This is a genomic window from Kitasatospora sp. NPDC049258 (genome assembly GCF_040678895.1).
Classification (GTDB): domain Bacteria; phylum Actinomycetota; class Actinomycetes; order Streptomycetales; family Streptomycetaceae; genus Kitasatospora.
Window position 1 is genome coordinate 25,354 of the sequence record NZ_JBFAQT010000046.1, and the last position, 20,950, is coordinate 46,303.

The following is a 20,950-nucleotide window of genomic DNA, read 5'->3' on the forward strand; positions in this document are numbered from 1 at the left end:
CGTGGCTCGGGGAAGTCGCGAAGGACCGCGCTCAGGCCGACAACCGTCGGGAGGACGGTCGTGGGGAGCATGGACGACCGGGCTCGACCCGCATGGTGACCGCCTCCTTCCGCGATGTCGTGGCAGCGGTGACGGGAGCCATCTACCCACGGCGCGCAAGGGCGGCGCAAGGCAATAACACCGAAGGGCCCGCCGGAGCTGATGCTCCGTCGGGCCCTTCGTGGGCGGACTCAGTTGGCGATCACCGTGACGTCGCCGATGCCGAGCTCCTTGACCGGGTCGGCGATCACCGAGGCGTCCCCGACCAGCACGGTGACCAGGCGCTCCGGCGGGAACGCGGCGACCACGGCCTCGGTGGCGGCCGCGGTACCGAGCTCGGCGAGCTTGCGGTAGACCTCGGCCTGGAAGTCGTCCGGCAGGTACTGCTCGACCTGGTCGGCCAGGGTCGCGGCGACCGAGCCGGCCGTCTCGAACTTCAGCGGGGCGACACCGACCAGGAACTGGACGGCCTCCTCCCGCTCGGCGTCGGTCAGGCCCTCGGCCGCGAGGGTCCGCAGGATGGTCCAGGTGTCCGCCAGGGCCGGTGCGGTGGAGGCGGTGTCCACCGAGCCGCTGATGGCGAGCATCGCCCGCCCGGAGCCGTCGGCGGCCGAGCGCAGCGGCTGCGCGAAGGCGCGGACGCCGTAGGTGTAGCCCTTCTCCTCGCGCAGCACGCGGTCCAGGCGCGAGGTGAGGGTGCCGCCGAGGCAGTAGGTGCCGAGCACCTGGGCGGCCCAGGTCGGATCGTGGCGGTCGGGGCCGATCCGGCCGATGAGCAGCTGGGTCTGGACCGAGCCGGGCCGGTCGACGATGATCACCCGGCCGGTGTCGTCGGCGGTGACGGGGGCGTGCGCACCGGGCGCGTCCGTGCTGCCGGTCCAGCGGCCGAGGGTGGCTTCCAGCAGGGCCGGCAGGTCGATGCCGGTGAGGTCGCCGACCACCACGGCGGTGGCCGTGGCGGGCCGCACGTGCGCCTCGTAGAAGGCCCGGACGGCAGCGCGGTCGATAGCCTTGACGGTGTCGGCGGTCCCGCTGCGGGGGCGCGACAGCCGGTCGGCCCCGTCGAACAGGGCGGCGTACAGGGCCTTGGCCGAGCGGCGCGCGGGGTTGGCCTGCTCGTGGACGATCTCGTCGAGGCGGTTGGCGACCAGGCGCTCGATCTCGTCGGCGGGCAGCGCGGGGGCGCGCAGCGCGTCGCCGAGGAGGGTGAGTCCGCGCTCCAGGCGGGAGGCGGGGACTTCGAGCGACACCCGCAGGGCGGGATGGTCGACGTGGGCGTCGAGGGTGGCGCCGGCCCGCTCCAGCTCGCCGGCGAACTCCTCGGCGGTGAGGGTGTCGGTGCCCTCGCTGAGGGCACGGGCGAGGATGTTGCCGACGCCGTCGAGGCCTTCCGGCTCGGCGGCGAGCGGGGCGTCGATGACCAGGTCGACTGCGACCAGTTGCTGGCCGGGGCGGTGGCAGTGGAGCACGGTGAGGCCGTTGGCCAGGGTGGCGCGCTCGGGTGCGGGGAAGGCCCAGGGCGACGGGGTGCCGGGCCGCGGCTGCGGGTGGAAGGTCATCGCGGGGGTGGGGTCGGTGCTCATGCCGCCGTCTCCTCGGTGGTGTCGTCGGCGGTGGTGCCGTCGTCCGACGTGGTGGGTTCGTAGACCAGGACGGCCCGGTTCTGCGGGTGCAGCCGGGCGGCGGCGACGGCCCGGACCTCCTCGGCGGTGACGTCGAGGACCTTGGTGAGGGCGTTGTTGAGCAGCTTGGGGTCGCCGAACAGGACCGCGAAGCGGCAGAGTTCGTCGGCGCGGCCGGCGACCGTGGTCAGGCGGTCGAGCCACTCCCGCTCGATCTGGGCCTGGGCCCGCTCGAGTTCGGCCTCGGTGGGGCCCTCGGCGGCGAACCGGGCGAGTTCCTCGTCGGTGGCGGCCTGGATCTTGTCGATGGTGGCGTCGCCGGAGGTCTTCACGTCGAGCCAGCCGAGCGAGGGCGCGCCGGCCAGCCGGAGCAGGCCGAAGCCGGCGGCGACGGCGGTGCGGTCGTGCCGGACCAGCCGGTTGTAGAGGCGGCTGGACTCGCCGGAGCCGAGGATGGTCAGCGCCAGGTCGGCGGCGTCGGCCTCGCGGGTGCCGTCGTGCGGGAGCCGGTAGGCGGCCATCAGCGCGCGGGAGGGCACGTCCTCGTGGATGACCTCGCGGACCTCGCGGCCGATGGTGTCGGGGAGGGTGCCGTCGCGCGGCGGCTGCTTGCCGTCGTGGGCGGGGATGGTGCCGAAGTACTTCTCGACCCAGGCGATGGTCTGCTCGGGGTCGATGTCGCCGACGATCGACAGCACGGCGTTGTTGGGCGCGTAGTAGGTGCGGAAGAACGCCCGGGCGTCCTCCAGGGTGGCCGCGTCCAGGTCGGCCATCGAGCCGATCGGGGTGTGGTGGTAGGGGTGGCCGTCGGGGAACGACAGCGCGGTGAGCTTCTCGAAGGCGGTGCCGTAGGGCACGTTGTCGTAGCGCTGGCGGCGTTCGTTCTTGACGACGTCGCGCTGGTTCTCCATCGAGGCCTCGTCGAGCGCGGTGAGCAGCGAGCCCATCCGGTCGGCCTCCAGCCAGAGCGCGAGCTCCAACTGGTGGGCGGGCATGGTCTCGAAGTAGTTGGTGCGCTCGAAGCTGGTGGTGCCGTTGAGCGAACCGCCGGCGCCCTGGACCAGTTCGAAGTGGCCGTTGTTGGAGACGTTGGCGGAGCCCTGGAACATCAGGTGCTCGAACAGGTGGGCGAGGCCCGTCCGGCCCTTGACCTCGTGCCGGGAGCCGACGTCGTACCAGAGGCACACTGCGGTGACCGGGGTGAGGTGGTCCTCGGAGAGCACCACCCGCAGGCCGTTGGCCAGGCGGTGCTCGGTGATGGCGAGGCCTCGGGTGGAGGCGGGAGCCGGGTTGGCCATGCGGGTTCCGGTCCTTTCGGGGAAGCGGGCGACTTCCGTGGAGTTCCGTGGAGGCGGGAGTCTTCCCGTCCTCGGGTCGGTCGGGGGGCGGATGGCGATCGGGGGCGGATGGCGTTCCCCCATTGTGGTGCAACGCCCGACGGTGCGTGATGTGTCCGCGCGGGGCGCGCGTTCGCCACGGGCGGAAGCGGGCACGGCGGGTGGCCTGCGGCGGTGGCTGTCAGCCGGAGGGTCCACAATGGGGGGCGCCGTGCCCCCGTACGGTTCGACGCAGTTACCACAGACTCGGTCCGACAAGATCTGACGCACCCGACAGACGCAAGGGAGCCCCGCCGCGATGGCCCGCCGCAGTTCGCCCACCCCGCCGCCCGGTGACTTCGAGGAGCGGATCCTCGATGTCGACGTCGTGGACGAGATGCAGGGCTCGTTCCTCGAGTACGCCTACTCGGTGATCTACTCCCGCGCCCTGCCGGACGCCCGGGACGGTCTCAAGCCGGTGCACCGGCGAATTCTCTACCAGGCCAACGAGATGGGCCTGCGCCCGGAGCGCGGGCACGTGAAGTGCGCCCGTCTGGTCGGCGAGGTGATGGGCCGGCTGCACCCGCACGGTGACGCCTCCATCTACGACTCCGTGGTGCGGATGGCGCAGCCGTTCTCGATGCGGCTGCCGCTGATCGACGGGCACGGGAACTTCGGCTCGCTGGGCAACGACGACCCGCCGGCCGCGATGCGGTACACGGAGTCGCGCCTGACGGCGGCCTCGATGTCGATGGTGGAGTCGATCCACGAGGACACCGTGGACTTCGCGCCGAACTACGACGGCAGCGAGCAGGAGCCGTCGGTACTGCCGTCGGCCTTCCCCAACCTGCTGGTGAACGGCGCCTCCGGGATCGCGGTCGGGATGGCCACCAACATGCCGCCGCACAACCTGGCGGAGGTGGTGGCCGCCGCCCGGCACCTGATCAAGCACCCGGGCGCGGACCTGGAGACGCTGATGCGTTTCATCCCGGGTCCGGACCTGCCGACCGGCGGTCGGATCGTCGGGCTGTCGGGCATCCGGGACGCGTACGAGTCGGGCCGGGGCACCTTCAAGATCCGGGCGACCGTCTCGGTGGAGGCGGTGACGGCGCGCCGCAAGGGCATCGTGGTCACCGAACTGCCGTACAGCGTCGGCCCGGAGAAGGTGATCGCCAAGATCAAGGACCTGGTCGGCGCGAAGAAGCTGCAGGGCATCGCGGACGTCAAGGACCTGACCGACCGTGAGCACGGCCTGCGGCTGGTGATCGAGGTCAAGAACGGCTTCGTGCCGGAGGCGCTGCTCGAGCAGCTCTACAAGCTGACGCCGATGGAGGAGACCTTCGGCATCAACAACGTGGCGCTGGTGGACGGCCAGCCGCTGACGCTCGGCCTCAAGGAGCTGCTGGAGGTCTACGTCGACCACCGCTTCGAGGTGGTGCGCCGGCGCAGCGAGTTCCGGCGGCGCAAGCGGCAGGACCGGCTGCACCTGGTCGAGGGCCTGCTGATCGCCCTGCTCGACATCGACGAGGTCATCGCGATCATCCGCTCCAGCGACGACGCCGCGCAGGCGAAGGACCGGCTGATGGAGCGGTTCGGGCTGTCGGAGACGCAGACCGCGTACATCCTGGACACCCCGCTGCGCCGGCTGACCAGGTTCGACCGGGTCGAGCTGGAGACCGAGCAGGCGAAGCTCACCAAGGAGATCCAGGAGCTCACCGAGATCCTGGAGTCGGACACCAAGCTGCGCAACGTGGTCTCGGGCGAGCTGGGCGCGGTGTCGAAGCAGTTCGGCACCGAGCGGCGGACGGTGCTGCTGGAGGCCGGCGCGGTGCCGAGCGCGGCGCTGTCGGTGCCGCTGGAGGTGGCGGACGACCCGTGCCGGGTGCTGCTCTCCTCGACCGGTCTGCTGGCGCGGACGGCGGACGGCGAGCCGCTGGAGGCGGGCGGTTCGCGGGCCAAGCACGATGCGGTGGTCTCGGCGGTGCCGGCCACCGCGCGGGCGGACGTGGGCGTGGTGACGACGGCCGGCCGGGTGCTGCGGCTGCCGGTGATCGACCTGCCGGCCCTGCCGCCGGGCACCTCGGCGCTGGCGGGCGGGGCCGCGGTGAGCGAGTTCCTGCGCCTGGAGGCGGGCGAGCGGGCGCTGGCACTGACCACCTTGGACGAGTCCTCACCGGGCCTGGCGCTGGGTACGGCGCAGGGCGTGGTGAAGCGGGTGGTGCCGGAGTGGCCGGCGAACAAGGACGAGTTCGAGGTGATCGCCCTCAAGGACGGCGACACGGTGGTCGGCGCGATCGAGCTGCGCACCGGCGAGGAGGACCTGGTCTTCATCGCCTCGGACGCACAGCTGCTGCGCTACCCGGCCGGTCAGGTACGGCCGCAGGGCCGCCCGGCGGGCGGTATGGCGGGGATCAAGCTGTCGGACGGGGCCCGGGTGCTGTCGTTCACGGCGGTGGACCCGGCGGCGGACGCGGTGGTGGTCTCGGTGGCGACGGCCTCGGACACGCTGGCCGGCGGCGAGCAGACCACCTGGAAGGTCACGCCCTTCGAGCAGTACCCGCGCAAGGGGCGGGCCACCGGCGGTGTCCGGTGCCAGCGTTTCCTGCGCGGTGAGGACGCGCTGGTGTTCGCCTGGGCGGGCCCGGAGCCGGCCCGCGCGGCGGGCGCCAACGGCGCGCCGGTCCAGCTCCCGGAGCGCGACCCGCGCCGGGACGGCTCGGGCTCTCCGGTGACGGCACCGATCGCCTCGATCGGCGGCCGGCTGTAGCAGCGCGGACAGCACGACGGGGGCGCCCGAAGGCGCCCCCGTCGTGCTGTCCGGGGTGATCGCTAGCCGAACGCGGCCGCCACCCGGGCGGCGGACTCGGTGGACTGCTGCGCGGGGAGGCCGGACGAGCGGCCGTGGTCGAGGAGTTGGACGGTCTCGGCGAGTTCCGACAGCAAGGCCACATAGTGCGGCAGGTCCGGAAGCGACGGCGTGGTCAGCGACATCACCAGGAGAGACCTCGCCTCCGGGAGCGGGAGGTAGGCGTCGACCCTGGCCATCGGGATCGCGGCGGGCGGCGCCTGCCCCTCGGCCACCGGTGGTGTCCACTGCAGGCCGGTGAACTGCACCAGCGCCGGGCCCGCCTCGACCTCGGTCCGGTAGACGTCGCAGTCCGGATCGAGCGAGAGCGTCTCGTGCAGGATCGCGGCAATGGCTTCCACCTCACCCGGCTCGATCGTCTCGCTCCGGACGATCAGTGAGGCGCTGCTGACCCGGTCGTCCTCGGTCGCGAACATGCACAGCCCCGCGTAGCTCGCCCCGTCCGCGGCGGCGGCGTCCGCCACATCGGCATAGAGCTGCCTGACCCCGCTCCGCTGGTCCGGTGTACCGCCGGACCAGACCTCCGCCGCGACCTCCTCCAGGTGCTCCCAACGCTGCTCGTCCGAGAGGTGCATGCCGAGGTCGTGGAAGGCCACGGGCACGTCGAAGGTGAACCCGACCTCCGGCGACGTCAGCTGCGCCGCCTCCTGCTCAACCGACATCCGTCCGTCTCCAAGTCCGTCCGCCATGGGCCCTTGCGGCCGCTCCTCGATCAGCCCGCTCACGGGTGTCGGACCTCCTGGTCCGACTTCCGACCGCCCGCAGGTACCAGGGTGATGCCGAGCGGTCCGGCGGAACGCGCCACCAGACCGCGCCCGGCCGCGATCGCCTGGATCCGCTCACCGGACAGCCCCCGGTAGTCCTTCGGGGAGATCAGCAGCGCCCTGCCCTCGGCGCCGTGCCGGATGAACGCCCAGCCCCGGACACCGACCGCTCCCCGGCTCTGCCGCTCGTAGACCCGCAGGGCGGTGTCGCACAAGCGGTTCAGATGCGCGTCCCAGAGCCCTTGGGCCGGCCCCCACTCCCGGACGAACCGCACCGGGCCGACCCAGCGGGTGGCCGGGCGGGCCAGGAACCGGAGCCACTCCCGATCGGGGCGCTGACCATCGCTCAGGACTTCGCTCAGCACCAGGCACGGGACGATCAGCAGCCTCGCCAGGAGGTCGACCGGCACCCAGACCCATTGCAGGACGAACCAGGCCAGCAGTCCGATCCTGGACCGGCGACCGGCGGACGGCGTCAGGTGCGCCGAAGGCGGAAGCGGCGCTGTGTGGTTCCCGTACATCTATCCTCCGGTCACAGCGTCGTAGACGTCGGTGGCGATGCCGGGCAGCTCCGCCGCGGCCAGCGGGCCGCGGGACCACCAGGACATCGGGTCGAGCGACCCGTCCGCGCGGATCGCCGCCTTGAGGGACGGGATGTCCCGCAGGACCGGCAGCTGGGCCAGCTTGCTCGTCTTGAGCCCTTCGAACATGGACTCCCCCGCGGTCACGCCCACGTGGGTCTGCCAGGCGAGCTTCATCCGGTTGCCGAAGCCGGGCAGGGCCTTGAAGTCCGTGACGATGTCGGTGCCCTCGTCGACCAGCCGGGACACCCGAACCGCGGAGCCCCGGGTGGCGTTGCCGAGCTGCCGGACGAGCTGCGCCTTGCCGACCTCCCGGACCACCTCGGTCGAGGAGCGGACACCGTTGACCACCTTGGGCACCAGCTTGGTGGCAACCTTGGTGCCTCCCTTGAGGGCCGTTCCGAAGAACTTCCCGGCCGGCAGGATGCCCAGCCCGTCACCGATCAGGTCCATGGCCCCGACGTCCGCGCCGCCGAGCTTGGCGAGACCGTGCGTCGCCAGCGCTCCGGCCGACATCACGCCGCCCGCCAGGGCGAGCGCACCCGCGAGCGGCGGGAACCACGCCGTGCACAGCGCCGCGACGCCCAGCACGGTGGAGGCGATGGACATCCAGTCGCCGATCTTCTTCAGCAGATCGGCGTGCTTGGTGGCCCACTCCTTGATGGCGTGGCCGGCCCGCTTGAGCGAGTCCTTGAACTTGTCCCACATGCTGGTGCTGGGGGCGTTCTGGTTGGCCTTGCGCAGGGCCTTGGCCACCTTCTCGGCGGCGTCCTGGTGATCCTCCTTGAGCTCCTTGGCCTGCTTGACGATGGCCTCGAAGGCGTCCTTGGCGTCCTCCAGGGAGTGCTTGGCGTCGTCGAGTTCGGCGCCGGCCACTTCGAGCTCGCGCTGGGCGGCGTCGATCCTGGCCTGGGCCTCCTTCAACTGGGCGTCGTCCGTGAAGAACTGGCCGCCGAGGCGGAAGGCCGGGGCGTCGGCCGCGGAGTTGTAGCGGCTGTCCGCCCGGTCCTTGGCCGCCTCGCACTGCTCGCAGCGCTGCTTGGCGGCCCGGGCGTCGACCTCGTAGCGCCGCGCGGTGTCCTGGAAGGAGACCAGTTGACCGCGCCAGGAGTTGAGCTGCTGGGCGGCGGTGCGCACGGCGTCGTCGCTGTCCTGCAGCAGACCGGGGAGTTCGGTGACCTTGGCGGCGAAGGCCTGCGCCGCGTCGCCCTGCCAGGAACCGCCGACCCGGGTGAGCGAGGAGAGGCTCTGGTGGGCGCTCTCCAGCGCGCCGGCGGCCGTGTTCAGCCGGGTGACCAGGGTGTCGACACTGCCCGGGTTGCCGGGGGCCGGGTCGAACCCGAGTGCGGGGAAGTCCGCCGCATCGCTCACTTGGCACCGCCCGAGAAGGCGTCCCGCAGGGCCTGATCGGTCTCGGTGTACGCCTTCTTGGTGATGTTCAGCCCCTCCTCGACCTGCTGGGTGCCGTCGGCGATCTTCTTGATGGCGTCGTCCCAGCTGTCGTGGAACTCGTCGCAGGCGTGGTCCAGCGTCTGACTGCCGGTGCTCTTCGGGCCGGTGTCGCGCATCGCGTTGAGCGCGGTGCGCAGTTCGTCCTGACTCCGGTGCAGATCGGCCAGCAGTCGGTCGAGGTCCCCGACCTCGACCGAGAAGAACGAACCCAAGACTCCCCCAAGGATTGGTCAACAACGGTAATTGGATCAGCATAGCCACGGTATTCGCGGGCCCCGTCGGGCGCCCGGCCCCCGGCGTCGGGGCTCCGGGGGCCGGGCGCCGGGCCTCGGCGCCGGACCCGGACGGGCGGGGCCCGAGTAGGGTTGACCGGGTGAGCACCTGCACAACGCTGTCCCGCGAACTGACCGAGCCGCTGGCCGCGACCGCGGCGACCGCGACCACCTGGCTGCTGCTGGAGCAGGCCGGCCCGTGGGGGGCGAAGGCGCTCACCGAGAGCCACCTGGACCAGGAGCTGGGGCGGGCGCTGGACTCGGCCGCCGCCGGCACCGGGGTCCGGGTCGCGCTGATCCGGCGCCCCGGGCGCCACGCCGACCTGGAGCCGGACGCCGAGCACGAGGTGATCGTCGCGCACACCCGGCCGGGCGCCTCGTGGATCCGCCGGCTGCGCACGGCCGATCCGGCCCGGCTGCTGGAGCTCGACCTCGCCGCCCTGGGCGCCGGCCGGCACGACGGGCTGGGCACCGAGCACCGCGGCGATCCGATCGCCCTGGTGTGCACCAACGGCCGCCGCGACCGGTGCTGCGCGGTGCTCGGGCGCCCGCTGGCCGCCGAGTTGGCCGCCGCCGGCCACACCGAGGTCTGGGAGGTCACCCACCTGGGCGGCCACCGCTTCTCCCCCACCATGCTGGTACTGCCGTACGGCTACGCGTACGGGCGGCTCAGCGGCGCCGCGGCCAAGGAGGTGCTGACCGCGACGGCGGACGGGCGGACGGTGCCCGAGTGGTCGCGCGGGCGCTCCTGCTGGGACCGCCCCGGCCAGGCCGCCGAGCAGGCGGTCCGCGAGTCGACCGGCGAGGGCGACGCCGAGGCGCTGACGCTGGAGCAGCGGCCGGACGGCCACGGTGGCTGGACCGTCGAGGTGGCCCACCGGGACGGGCGGCGCTGGCGGGTCTCGGTGGCCGCGGGGGTCAGCGAGCCGCCCCGGCCGGAGAGTTGCGGCAAGGCACCGGGGCTGCCCTCGCGGATGGACGTGGTCGCGATCACGGCGATCTGACCGACCGACAGTTTCGGTTCGCCGGTGGGCGGATGACAGATTTCACCATCTGTCATCCGCCCTTCGTCATTCCATGCCCCGCCCCGCCGCATCATGGCCGACCGAACGTTCCGACGCCTCGTCAAACGTGAGACAACCCACAGTGACCAACCGGTCACGTACATGACATGCTCGGCACTGAAAGCCACCCGGCTCTGATTCAAAGGAGAACAGTGCCATGATTTCTCGTATCGCAAGCCTGCTGGTAGCCACGACCGGGGTTCTCGCCCTGGCTGCCGGCCCATCCGTCGCAGCGACCCCGGCCGGCACCTCCTGTCCCACCCTCGCCAACACCCCGTGCGCCTGGCATCAGCCCACCGGCACCGGAACCGGCATCATCGGCTCGGCGAGCATCAACGCCGCCTCCAGTAGCCAACTCACCATGCTGCGCGTCGAGGTGAAGGTCCAGCGGGCCTGGGGCAGCCCCTGGCAGACGGTGGCCTCCGCCACCCGCATCCAGTCCGGATCCATCCAGCTCAGCACGCCGGCCGTCACCACCGACTTCCTCACCCTGGTCTGCGCCACCGGGGGCCCGGCCGGCCGGGTCGACCTCCAGTCCACCACCTGCACCAACCCGCACTGACGCCCGGTCGGTCGCATCCGACGCCCCGGCAGGGGTGGAGCCCGACCGGGCGCGGGCCCGTCCGGTTTCACCCCTGCCCACCGGAGAGGTGCAAGTGTAATGTCACATGGCATGAAACCCTCCCCCCGTCTTCCGCTGGCCGCCGCCCTGCTCGGCGCGGCTGCCCTGCTCACCGCCCCACCCGCGGCCGCGGCCCAGGACACCACGCCCGGCTGCCGCACCGCCGCCGTCGCCCCGGACCGCGAGCAGAGCAGGCTCCAGGACCCCCGCACGACCGCACTGGTCGACCGGGCCGGGCTGAGCACCTTCACCGCCCGCTTCCCGGCCGCCCTGTGCACCGTCCGCAACCCGGCGGAGGCCGGGCGACTGCTGGACGCCTGGGGCGAGGCGCTGTGGCAGACCGCGGTCGACCGTGCCCAGGGCCGACGCCCCGGCGGCGCCCTGGCGGCCGGCGACGACCGCCCGCTGTACTGGACCAGGGTGACGATGACCACCCAACTGGACTCCTGGCAGCCGGCGTTCGCGATCGACCGGGCCGCGCTGCGGACCAGGTTCGAGGACGCCTCCCGCGGCCTGAGCGACAACGGCTTCAGCGCAACGCCCGGCGTGCGACGGGTGTTCATCAGCGGCTTCGACCCGTTCGGCCTGGACGGGGACGTCCGCACCGCCAACCCCTCGGGCTCCGCCGCCCTTCAGCTCAACGGCCGCAAGGTCACCATGGCGGACGGCAGTCGGGCCGAGATCAGGGCTGTCGTCCTCCCGGTCCGCTACGCGGACTTCGACCAGGGCATCGTGGAGCGCGCGTTCGGCCCCCGGATGGCCGCCGGACCGCGGGCCGCCGACCTGATCACCACCATCAGCCAGGGCTACCCGGGCCTGTTCACCCTGGAGGCCTGGGCGGGCCGGGCCCGTTCGGCCGACCCCTACCCGGACAACCGGGGCGCGCTGTCCGGCGGTAGCTACGACCATCCCGTGGACGCCCCCGGGCTCGGCCCGGGCCCGGAGTTCATCGCCAGCACGCTGCCGACGGGCGCGATGACGGCCGCCACCCGGACGCCGTACCCGGTCCTGCTGAACACCGAGGTCAGCGAGATACCCGCCGGCGCGACGGAGCCGGTGGACCGCGAGGACGGGCCAACGCCGGGCTCCCGCGCGGTGGCCGGCGGGGGCGGCGGCTACCTCTCCAACGAGGTCGCCTACCGCAGCAACCGGCTCCGGCTGGAGCTCAACCCCGCGCTGCCCGGCGGCCACCTGCACACCCCGGTGCTGACCGGCCTGCCCGCCGACCGCGAGCAGCTCACCGGCCCGGAGTTCGAGCGCAACGAGAGCGCGATCACGGCGGAGATCCTCACCGTCCTGACCGCCGCGACCTCCTGACCGCCGCACCCTCCTGACCGCACCGAACTCCCCGTTCTCGCGCGCTGACCGGGGCCGGCCTCAGACCGCGCCCGCCCCGGTCAGCGAGCGGACCTCCAACTCGGCGTACCGGTCCGCGTCCGGCACCTCGCGGGAGGTGACGGTGCCGATCCAACCGGCCAGGAACCCCAGCGGGATGGAGACCAGACCGGGGTTCTCCAGCGGGAACCAGTGGAAGTCCACCCCTGGCAGCACCGAACCCGGCGAGCCGGACACCACCGGCGAGAACAGCACCAGCAGCACGGCCGGCACCAGGCCGCCGTACACCGCCCAGACCGCACCCCGGGTGGTGAACCGGCGCCAGAACAGGTTGAACAGCAGGGCCGGCAGGTTGGCCGAGGCCGCCACGGCGAAGGCCAGCGAGACCAGGAAGGCCACGTTCAGCCGCTGGGCGAACAGGCTCAGCACGATCGCGACGGCCCCGATCACCACCGCGGCCGACCTGGCCACCGCCAGCTCCTGGCGCTCCGTCACCTCCCGCTCGTCGGGACGGCGCCAGGCGCGGGCGTAGAGGTCGTGCGCGAAGGCCGCGGAGGAGGCCAGGGTCAGGCCGGCCACCACCGCGAGGATGGTGGCGAAGGCGATCGCCGAGATCAGCGCGAACAGCACCACTCCCCCGGTCGACCCCGCCCCGCCGCCGAGGTCGAGGGCGAGCAGCGGGACCGCCGTGTTCCCGGCCGGGTTGGCCGCCCGGATGCCCGCCGCGCCCACCAGCGCACCGGCTCCGAGGCCGAGCACCACGGCCATCAGGTAGAAGCCGCCGACCAGGGCGATCGCCCAGACGGTGGAGCGCCGGGCGGCCCGCGCCGTGGGCACGGTGTAGAAGCGGCTGAGGATGTGCGGCAGCCCGGCGGTGCCCAGCACCAGGGCGAGGCCGAGGCTGACGAAGTCGAGCCGGCTGGTCCGGCTGGCACCGTACTTCAGGCCCGGCTCCAGGTAGGCCGCGCCGGCCCCGCTGCGGTCTGCCGCGGCGCGCATCAGCGCGGCCACGTCCCCGTGGAAGCGGGCCAGCACCAGCACCGTGAGCAGCACCGAGCCCACCAGCAGCAGCAGCGCCTTGACGATCTGGATCCAGGTGGTGGCGCGCATCCCGCCGACCGTGACATAGACGATCATCAGCGTGCCGACGGCCACGATCGTCCAGGCCTTGGCGGCGCCGCTGTCCGTGCCGAGCAGCAGCGCCACCAGGCTGCCGGCCCCGACCATCTGGGCCACCAGGTAGAGCAGCGAGACCACCACGCTGGCGGTGCCGGTCGCCGCCCGGACCGGACGCCGCCGCATCCGCACCGCCAGCACGTCGGCCAGGGTGTAGCGGCCGGCGTTGCGGACCAGCTCGGCGACCAGCATCAGCACCAGCAGCCAGGCCACCAGGAAGCCGATGCTGTAGAGCACGCCGTCGTAGCCGTAGAGCGCGATCAGGCCGGTGACACCGAGGAAGGAGGCGGCCGAGAGGTAGTCCCCGGAGAGCGCCAGGCCGTTCTGCAGCGGGCCGAACCCACGGCCGCCGGCGTAGAAGTCCTCGGCGGCCTGGCCGCGCCGGCCCACCCAGAGGGTGATCGCCAGGGTGACCAGCACGACCACCGCGAAGAGCGCCACGGCCAGGCCGTGGTGGGTACCGGTGGGAGCCGCGGGGGACGCCAGGTGGCCGGTCACCGCAGCTGGTCCTGGGTGTCCCAGCGCAGCTCGAGCGCGGCGCGGTCCCGCTTGGTGCGGGCGTTGCGGGCGTACAGCCAGGTCAGCACGAAGGTGGAGCCGAACTGGAGCAGGCCGAGCAGCCAGGCCACGTTGACCGGCCCGGCCACCTGGCGGCGCATCAGCCCGGGGGCCGCCGCCTGGGCACCGAGGTACAGCAGGTACCAGCCGAGGAACAGCCCGGTGGCCGGGAAGGCGAAGCCCCGGTAGCTGCGGCGGATCTGCTGGAAGGCCGGGCTCTGCTGGACGGCGCGGTAGACCTGGCCGGTCGCGGCGGTGCGCTCGGCGGCGTCGGCGGCCGTCGGCGCGGGCCGGGCCACGGGCACCGCGGGCATCGCCAGGAAGACGGGGTCGGGGCCGGACTCGGGCGCGGGCGCGGGCCTGCCGGATCGCCCGCCGGGCCCGGCCGGCGTTTTCGCGGCCGGGCCGGCCCCGGGCCCCGGGGACGGCCGGACGGCTCCGGCCCGGCGTGCCGGTTGTCCCGCCACGCGCCCGGCGGGCTCGGCGGCCCACCAGTCGAACCTCTCCTGCTGTGCCACTGGTACTCCATGACCGGGACGCTCCGCGTGGGGGGCGGGGCGTCGGGTTCGCCGACCGGAGGGGGTGCTTCCGGTCGTACGCTGACCGCACCAGGATCCGCGCTTCTCGGCCCGCTCGGGCCGGGTTGCAGATACGTTCACCCAATCAGGTGAGGGCCCGTCAGATCACGAACTGCGGCGGACCCCGTGCCGGAAGGCGTAGGCCACCGCCTGGGCGCGGTCCCGGACCGCGGTCTTGGCGAAGAGGTTGTTGATGTGGGTCTTCACCGTGGCCTGGCTGACGTAGAGCTCCTGGGCGATCTCGGCGTTGGACATGCCCTCGGCGATCAGCGCCAGCACCTCCGCCTCCCGCGCGGTGAGCCCGTCCGGCGGCGCGGCCCGGTCGCCCGGCGGCGCGGGAGCCGGCGGCACCGCGGCCTGGGCGGCCGGGGCCTCGGGGGCGGCGGCCCCGGAGAGCCGTTCCAGCAGCCGCCGTTGCACCTGCGGCGAGAGCCCGGCGGCGCCCGAGCGGACGTCGGCCACGGCCCGGGCGATCTCCTCGGCGCCGGCGTCCTTGGTGAGGTAGCCGCGAGCGCCGGCCTGCAGGGCGGCGAACAGCGAGTCGTCGTCGGCGTACGTGGTGAGCACCACCACCTCGGTGGCCGGGTGCCCGGCCCGGATCCGACGGGTCGCCTCGACCCCGTCGCAGCGCGGCATCCGAAGGTCCATCAGCACCACGTCGGGCGCCCGTTCGGCGACCATCCGGAGCGCCTCCTCCCCGTCCGCCGCGGCACCGACCACCTCGATGTCCGGCAGCAGCCCCAGCAGCATCACGATCCCCTCGCGCACCACCGTCTGGTCGTCCGCCACCAGCACCCGCACCGGCTGCCCGGCGCTCACGCCGGCACCTTCAGCAAGACCCGCCATCCGCCGTCCACCTCGCCCGCCTGCAGTTCACCGCCGAGCAGTTCGGCCCGTTCGCGCATTCCGAGCAGACCGTACCCGCTGCCACTGGCCGCCAGCTCACCGGCCGGTCCGCCGCGCGGCGACCGGTCGTTGCGGACCTCCAGTTCGACCGTGTCCGCCAGGTAGCGGACCAGGATCTCGGTCCGGGCCCCCGGAGCGTGCTTGCGGATGTTGGTGAGCGCCTCCTGCGCGGTACGGCGCACCGCCAGCCCCGCCTCGGCGGCCAGCGGCCGGGGGGTGCCCTCGACCAGCAGCGGGGCCTGCTCCCGCCCGGCGAGCTCCACCAGGAACTCACCGACCGGGGTGAGGTCGCCACGCAGCGCGGACAGCGCCTGCCTGGTCTCCGACAGCCCCTCCTGGGCCATCCGCCGGGCGGCCACCACCCGTTCGCGGACCTGCTCGCGGGCCGCCCCGGAGTCCAGCATCAGCCGGGCCGCCTCCAGGTGGACCAGCTGCGCGGACAGGCTGTGCGCCAGCACGTCATGGATCTCCCGGGCGATCCGGGCCCGCTCGGCGAGCGCCGCCGACTCGGCCTCGGCCGCCCGCGCCGCGCGCTCCTGCTGGAGCAGCCGGTGCTGGGTGCCGCGCGCCTCGGCGTCCAGCCGCAGCAGCCAGCCGAGCAGCCCCAGCCCGCCCGCCGTGGCCAGGCCCGCGAGCAGCGGCTCGTCGCCCAGGGCCGCGTAACTGCCGAGCGCGGCCAGTGCGGTGGGCAGCCCGGCGGCCCGCGGCAGCCGGATCAGGGCGGTGATCCCGAGCCCGCACCACAGCACCCCGGCCAGGACGTCCGCGCCGCCCTCCTTCGCCAGCGCGGCGATCGCGAGCAGCGCCCCGGCGGCGAGCAGCGCACCGAGGATCCGCCGACCCCGGGCGGCCCGGAAGAACAGCGCGAACAGCAGGACGGCCGACACGATCCAGCCGGCCGCGACCACCGCCGCCCACCCCGTGAACCGGCCGTCGGCGAAGGTGCTGGTGAGCGTCGCCGCGAGCAGGACCAGCCGGCCGGCCAGGCCCAGCGCCTGCCGGGGCCGGGTCGGCCGGTCCCCGCCGTGGGCACCGGCCGCCGGCCAGCCGGTCCAGGTCTCCTGGTTCACCTCGGGTCCTTCCGGGCCGGTGCTACGGGGGTCAGGCCGCGACGTGCTGCGGGTGCTCCAGGTGCTGGGTGCGCCAGTTCACCACCAGCGAGCGGACCAGCAGCAGGCCGCCCAGCGACAGCAGCAGCGCGCTGCTGCTCTGGTGCACGTGCAGGGCGGTGCCCAGGCCGTACCAGCCGAGCCGCAGCACCATCATGCCGACCCAGGCGGCCATGGTGGCCTTGGTGCCCCGCGCCCAGACCGTGCCGTCCTCCGAGCGCCACAGCCGGACGGTCCAGCCCCAGACGCAGCCCATCGCGAGCACGGTCAGCACCGAGGCGGCCAGCAGACCGATCGCCTCGGCCCGGTGCGCCGGGTCGATCAGCTGCGGATCCCGCAGCGCGAGGACGGCCAGGACGGCGGGCAGCAGCCAGAACCGGCGCTCGGTGGCGACCTTGCGCGGGCGCAGCTGCCTGGTCACCACGAGGGCGATCACCGCGAGGATGACGAGGGCGTTCACGAGGCCGCTCATGGCGGGGGCTCCGTTCGGACAGGGGCGTTGCTGACCCTGTGAACGCTACGGATCACGGCCCGCCGCGGCCTCGGAGCAGGGGTGGAACCGCAAGCCCGAGGGGCTCTCCACCCTCGGGTGGAGAGCCCCTCGGGGGCGGGCCGGATGCTCCGACGGAGGTCAGGCGTCGATGCGCGAGCGGTCCATGGTGGCGGCCGAGTTGACGATGAAGTCCCGGCGGGGCGCCACGTCGTTGCCCATCAGCAGGTCGAAGGCCTTCTCGGCGGACTCCAGGTCGACCAGGTTGATCCGCCGCAGGATGCGGTGGCGCGGGTCCATGGTGGTCTCGGCCAGCTGGTCTGCGTCCATCTCACCGAGGCCCTTGTACCGCTGGATCGGGTCCTTCCAGCGCAGGCCCTTGCTCTGGAAGCCCAGCAGGGTGCGGCGCAGCTCGGAGTCGGAGTAGGTGTAGTGGTACTTCTCCTGGCCGCGCTTGGGGTTGGTGAGCTCGATCCGGTGCAGCGGCGGGACGGCGGCGAAGACCCGGCCCTTCTCGACCATCGGGCGCATGTAGCGCTGGAAGAGCGTCAGCAGCAGGCAGCGGATGTGCGAGCCGTCGACATCGGCGTCGGCCATGAAGATGACCTTGCCGTAGCGGGCCTGGTCGATGTCGAAGGACCGGCCGGAGCCGGCTCCTATCACCTGGATGATCGAGGCGCACTCGGCGTTCTTGAGCATGTCGGCCACCGAGGCCTTCTGCACGTTGAGGATCTTGCCGCGGATCGGCAGCAGCGCCTGGAACTCGGAGTTGCGGGCCAGCTTGGCGGTGCCGAGGGCGGAGTCGCCCTCGACGATGAAGAGTTCGCTGCGGTCCACGTCGTCGCTGCGGCAGTCGGCCAGCTTGGCGGGCAGCGAGGAGGTCTCCAGCGCGGTCTTCCGGCGCTGGGCCTCCTTGTGCTGGCGGGCGGCGACCCGGGTGCGGGCGGCGGCGACGACCTTCTCCATGACCGCGCGGGCCTGGACCTTCTCGTCCTTCTTGGTGGAGGCGAGGAAGGCCTTGAGCTCCTTGGCGAGCACGGCGGAGACGATCCGGTTGGCGGCCGAGGTGCCGAGCACCTCCTTGGTCTGGCCCTCGAACTGCGGCTCGGCCAGCCGGACGGTGACCACCGCGGTGAGGCCTTCGAGGGCGTCGTCCTTGGTGATGTCGTCCTCGGCGACCCGCAGCAGCTTGGCCGAGCGCAGCACCTCGTTGACGGTCTTGGCGAGCGAGCGCTCGAAGCCGGTGACGTGGGTGCCGCCCTTGGGGGTGGCGATGATGTTGACGAAGGAGCGCAGGGTGGTGTCGTAGCCGGCGCCCCAGCGCAGCGCGATGTCCACCCCGAGGGTGCGGGTGACCTCGGTGGGGGTCATGTGGCCGACCTCGTCCAGGACGGGGACGGTCTCCTTGAAGGTGCCCTCGCCCTGGAGCCGCAGCACGTCGCAGACGGGCTTGTCGGGGGCGAGGAACTCGCAGAACTCACCGATGCCGCCGTCGAAGCGGAAGATCGATTCCTCGACCTTCTCGCTCTCCGTCAGGCGCTCGTCACGGACGATGATGGTGAGGCCGGGGACCAGGAAGGCGGTCTGGCGGGCACGGCTGTGCAGGCTCTCCAGCGAGAGCTTGGCGTCCCGCAGGAAGATCTGCCGGTCGGCCCAGTACCGGATCCGGGTACCGGTGCGGCCGCGCGGGGCCTTGCCCTTCTTGCTCAGACCGTTGCCGGCCTCGAAGGGGGCGTCCGGGCTGAGCTCGGTGAAGATCCCCGGGGTGCCGCGGCGGAAGCTGATGGCGTGGGTGTGCCCGCTGCGGTCCACCTCCACGTCGAGCCGGGCGGAGAGCGCGTTGACGACCGAGGCGCCGACACCGTGCAGGCCGCCGGAGGCCGCGTAGGAGCCGCCGCCGAACTTGCCGCCGGCGTGCAGCTTGGTCATCACGACCTCGACCCCGGACAGTCCGGTCTTGGGCTCGACGTCGACCGGGATGCCGCGGCCGTTGTCACGCACCTCGACCGAGCCGTCACCGTGCAGCAGCACCTCGATCTTGTCGCAGTAGCCGCCGAGGGCCTCGTCGACCGAGTTGTCGATGATCTCCCAGAGGCAGTGCATCAGACCGCGACTGTCGGTCGAACCGATGTACATGCCGGGCCGCTTGCGGACGGCCTCCAGGCCCTCCAGGACGAGCAGGTGCCGAGCGGTGTAGTTGGAGCCGTCCTCCCCGGCGACCAGAGCGGACGGCACGGACGTTTCAGCACTCACTCGCTGCACTCCTCAATGACGTTCTGACTCGGCTGACCGGACGGCCGCCCGGAGGCGCCCCGCTCTCTCAGCAACTGAGACACCGGCTTCCCGGCTCCGTTCGGCTTGTACGCGCTGCGCGAACAAGACCTTCACCGGAGCCTGCGGCTCCAGGGTGCCATCTCCACCTGACACCACGGTTCCTGGCGGGCCGTAGAACCGGGAGCAGGCGGCGGAGCTGCTGGGATGCAGGGTAGCGGGGCCCGGGACGGGGCTTATGCTCCAACCCAGCAGAGGATTATGCTACGCGGACCCCGGACATCGCTTCGCTAGGACGTTCGAGGCCGATCGGCGGGTCGTCGGATTCGGTACGCATGAACCACCGAACCCCGGGGCACGTCCTCATCAACAACACTGCAGAATCCTCGAACCGAGAAAAGCCACGAGCGGGAACGAAATCGACCTGGTTGGATGTTGACCCTGGTACGACAGCTCGTCGAGCTAGAGAAGAGGCGACGTGACTACTGTTCTGACCCCTGCGAGCCCGCTCACCGCGGCTGACCGCTGCGACCGGTGCGGCGCCCAGGCCTACCTGCGCGTTGTCCTCGCGAGCGGCGGAGAGCTGCTCTTCTGTGCCCACCACGGGCGGAAGTTCGAGCCTGAGCTCAAGAAGATCGCCGTGGAGATACAGGACGAGAGCGGTCGGCTGACCGCGACGCCTGCCACGGCCGGCGAAGACGAGCGCTGATCTCCGCGCTCGCCCCGACGAGCTGAGTCGACCGCCAGGTCGATGGGCCGGTGGGCAGGCTTTCGAGCCTGCCCACCGGCCCCGGCGTTTTTCCGCCCACCGCACGTGAGCGTCCGGTCACCCGCTGACACCGTGTCGAGTGGCATTCCCCACACCGGGGTTGAGCGTGCGCGGCCACGGGGCCGCGTGGCGCTGCGTCACCGTGCGAGCACGGAGCGCACATCATCGGAGACCGAAGCGACCCGGGTGTAGACCCCGGGGTGGGCCGCCTCGGCACAGCCGGTGCCCCAGGAGACCAGGCCGACCAGTCGGCCGGCCACCACCAGCGGCCCGCCGCTGTCCCCCTGGCAGGCGTCCTTGCCACCGTGCTCAGCCGCGGCGCACACCATCGTCCGCGCGTCGAAGGCGCTGTCGGCACCGGGCGGATAGGCGTGCGCACAGTCCGCGTCGGGGATGATCGGCACCTCGACCTCGCGCAGCGTCGGTGAGTAGCGACCCTTGCCCGTGGTGTCACCCCAGCCGAAGACCTGGGCCTGGGTGCCCGCCCGGTACGGATCGCTCTCGCCCTGGCCGACCAGATCGATCGGCTCCCGGCCGGACTGCGGCTCGGCGAGCGTGAGCACCGCCACATCCCGCTCGTTGGTGGTGAAGTTGTAACCCTGGTCGACCCAGACGTCCCGGACGGCCACCTCCCGGCCGTCCCGCGTGTTCAGATCGTCACGGCCGATGACCACGCGCAGGCCGGGCCGGTCGGTGCGGCGGCCGGTGCTCTCGTTGTAGAAGCAGTGCGCCGCCGTCACCACCTTGGTGGCGGAGATCAACGCGCCACCGCAGAACTGGCCGGAGCGCGCGCTGCCGAACTGCTCCCGGCTGGACAGCGCCACCATCCAGGGGTGATCCCTGGTCGTGGTGGTCCAGCCGCCGACGATCCGGCGCTGCGCGGCGGCCGGGGCCGCCGCACCCAAGGTGATCAGCGGGGCCGGCAGGGCGGCCAGCGCCAGCAACGCGACCGCCCTGCGGGATCGGCCGGCGACGGCCGGGGCGGGGCGGGGCGGGCGGGCGTCCGAGGTGGGCAGCACCAGGTCTCCCAAAGGTGGTTCGACAGCAGCCAACCGCCACAGCGTAGTCGGACCGGCACGCTGGGTCGCGAAGGCGCCCGCGAGGCCACCCGGACGAGTGATCACCAGCTCCGCGAGTGACGCCGCCAGGACCTCCGGGGA

The 20,950-nt window shown here is 72.8% G+C and carries 18 protein-coding genes; 5 read left to right on the plus strand and 13 right to left on the minus strand.

The annotated features are described in order from the left end of the window. Positions 1–230: 230 nt before the first annotated feature. Both AB0K43_RS27525 and AB0K43_RS27530 read right to left on the minus strand, forming a co-directional pair. A complete protein-coding gene (locus tag AB0K43_RS27525) occupies positions 231–1,598 on the minus strand; it encodes a pitrilysin family protein (protein ID WP_363644395.1) in 1,368 nt (455 codons plus the stop codon). A 20-nt stretch (positions 1,599–1,618) separates the two neighbouring features. Then, positions 1,619–2,959, minus strand: coding sequence for a pitrilysin family protein (locus AB0K43_RS27530; protein WP_363644350.1), 1,341 nt, complete (start codon positions 2,957–2,959; stop codon positions 1,619–1,621). 337 nt (positions 2,960–3,296) lie between these two features. Here AB0K43_RS27530 and AB0K43_RS27535 point away from each other — a divergent pair, with 337 nt between their 5' ends. Continuing rightward, entirely contained in the window at positions 3,297–5,744 is a 2,448-nt protein-coding gene (locus AB0K43_RS27535; RefSeq protein ID WP_363644352.1) for a DNA topoisomerase IV subunit A, read from the plus strand. 62 nt (positions 5,745–5,806) lie between these two features. Here AB0K43_RS27535 and AB0K43_RS27540 read toward each other — a convergent pair whose 3' ends face one another. The 4 genes from AB0K43_RS27540 to AB0K43_RS27555 are packed head-to-tail and all read right to left on the minus strand — an operon-like array spanning position 5,807 to position 8,852. After that, positions 5,807–6,505 carry a hypothetical protein gene (locus AB0K43_RS27540; RefSeq protein ID WP_363644354.1) on the minus strand — a complete coding sequence of 233 codons (699 nt, stop codon included), beginning with the start codon at positions 6,503–6,505 and terminating at the stop codon, positions 5,807–5,809. Between the two features lie 59 nt (positions 6,506–6,564). Then, positions 6,565–7,128: a hypothetical protein gene (locus tag AB0K43_RS27545; protein ID WP_363644356.1), complete on the minus strand. Its 564-nt coding sequence runs from the start codon at positions 7,126–7,128 to the stop codon at positions 6,565–6,567. Continuing rightward, positions 7,129–8,559 (minus strand): putative T7SS-secreted protein, encoded by a 1,431-nt coding sequence (locus AB0K43_RS27550; protein WP_363644358.1) that lies wholly within the window; start codon positions 8,557–8,559, stop codon positions 7,129–7,131. Continuing rightward, positions 8,556–8,852: a type VII secretion target gene (locus tag AB0K43_RS27555; RefSeq protein WP_363644360.1), complete on the minus strand. Its 297-nt coding sequence runs from the start codon at positions 8,850–8,852 to the stop codon at positions 8,556–8,558. The genes AB0K43_RS27550 and AB0K43_RS27555 overlap by 4 nt, the downstream gene beginning before the upstream one ends. A 161-nt stretch (positions 8,853–9,013) precedes the next feature. Here AB0K43_RS27555 and AB0K43_RS27560 point away from each other — a divergent pair, with 161 nt between their 5' ends. From AB0K43_RS27560 to AB0K43_RS27570, 3 genes are all read left to right on the plus strand, one after another. Beyond that, entirely contained in the window at positions 9,014–9,916 is a 903-nt protein-coding gene (locus tag AB0K43_RS27560) for a sucrase ferredoxin (protein WP_363644362.1), read from the plus strand. Between the two features lie 217 nt (positions 9,917–10,133). Then, complete coding sequence (locus tag AB0K43_RS27565) at positions 10,134–10,538, plus strand: hypothetical protein (RefSeq protein WP_363644364.1); 405 nt, start codon at positions 10,134–10,136, stop codon at positions 10,536–10,538. 111 nt (positions 10,539–10,649) lie between these two features. Further along, on the plus strand, positions 10,650–11,915 hold the full coding sequence (locus AB0K43_RS27570; protein ID WP_363644366.1) for a pyroglutamyl peptidase: 1,266 nt from the start codon (positions 10,650–10,652) through the stop codon (positions 11,913–11,915). A 60-nt stretch (positions 11,916–11,975) separates the two neighbouring features. Here the strand turns inward: AB0K43_RS27570 and AB0K43_RS27575 are convergent, their stop codons facing one another. The 6 genes from AB0K43_RS27575 to AB0K43_RS27600 all read right to left on the minus strand — a co-directional run bounded on the left by AB0K43_RS27575 (position 11,976) and on the right by AB0K43_RS27600 (position 19,003). Then, positions 11,976–13,607: a cation acetate symporter gene (locus tag AB0K43_RS27575; RefSeq protein ID WP_363644368.1), complete on the minus strand. Its 1,632-nt coding sequence runs from the start codon at positions 13,605–13,607 to the stop codon at positions 11,976–11,978. Then, positions 13,604–13,981: a DUF485 domain-containing protein gene (locus AB0K43_RS27580; protein ID WP_363644370.1), complete on the minus strand. Its 378-nt coding sequence runs from the start codon at positions 13,979–13,981 to the stop codon at positions 13,604–13,606. Before AB0K43_RS27580 ends, AB0K43_RS27575 begins: the two co-directional genes overlap by 4 nt. 369 nt (positions 13,982–14,350) lie before the next feature. Further along, positions 14,351–15,091: a response regulator transcription factor gene (locus tag AB0K43_RS27585; RefSeq protein ID WP_363644372.1), complete on the minus strand. Its 741-nt coding sequence runs from the start codon at positions 15,089–15,091 to the stop codon at positions 14,351–14,353. Beyond that, the gene (locus AB0K43_RS27590; protein WP_363644374.1) at positions 15,061–16,221 is read right to left on the minus strand and encodes a histidine kinase; all 1,161 of its coding nucleotides are present in this window, start codon (positions 16,219–16,221) and stop codon (positions 15,061–15,063) included. Before AB0K43_RS27590 ends, AB0K43_RS27585 begins: the two co-directional genes overlap by 31 nt. A gap of 31 nt (positions 16,222–16,252) precedes the next feature. Further along, positions 16,253–16,732 carry a DUF1453 domain-containing protein gene (locus AB0K43_RS27595; protein ID WP_363644376.1) on the minus strand — a complete coding sequence of 160 codons (480 nt, stop codon included), beginning with the start codon at positions 16,730–16,732 and terminating at the stop codon, positions 16,253–16,255. Positions 16,733–16,891: 159 nt separating this feature from the next. Beyond that, the gene (locus AB0K43_RS27600) at positions 16,892–19,003 is read right to left on the minus strand and encodes a DNA topoisomerase IV subunit B (RefSeq protein WP_363644378.1); all 2,112 of its coding nucleotides are present in this window, start codon (positions 19,001–19,003) and stop codon (positions 16,892–16,894) included. Between the two features lie 496 nt (positions 19,004–19,499). Between AB0K43_RS27600 and AB0K43_RS27605 the strand changes: the two genes are divergently transcribed. Continuing rightward, positions 19,500–19,730, plus strand: coding sequence for a hypothetical protein (locus tag AB0K43_RS27605; RefSeq protein WP_350640652.1), 231 nt, complete (start codon positions 19,500–19,502; stop codon positions 19,728–19,730). 197 nt (positions 19,731–19,927) lie between these two features. On the opposite strand, the gene AB0K43_RS27610 is transcribed toward AB0K43_RS27605, so the two are convergent. After that, positions 19,928–20,842 carry a serine protease gene (locus AB0K43_RS27610; RefSeq protein ID WP_363644381.1) on the minus strand — a complete coding sequence of 305 codons (915 nt, stop codon included), beginning with the start codon at positions 20,840–20,842 and terminating at the stop codon, positions 19,928–19,930. Positions 20,843–20,950: the final 108 nt, after the last annotated feature.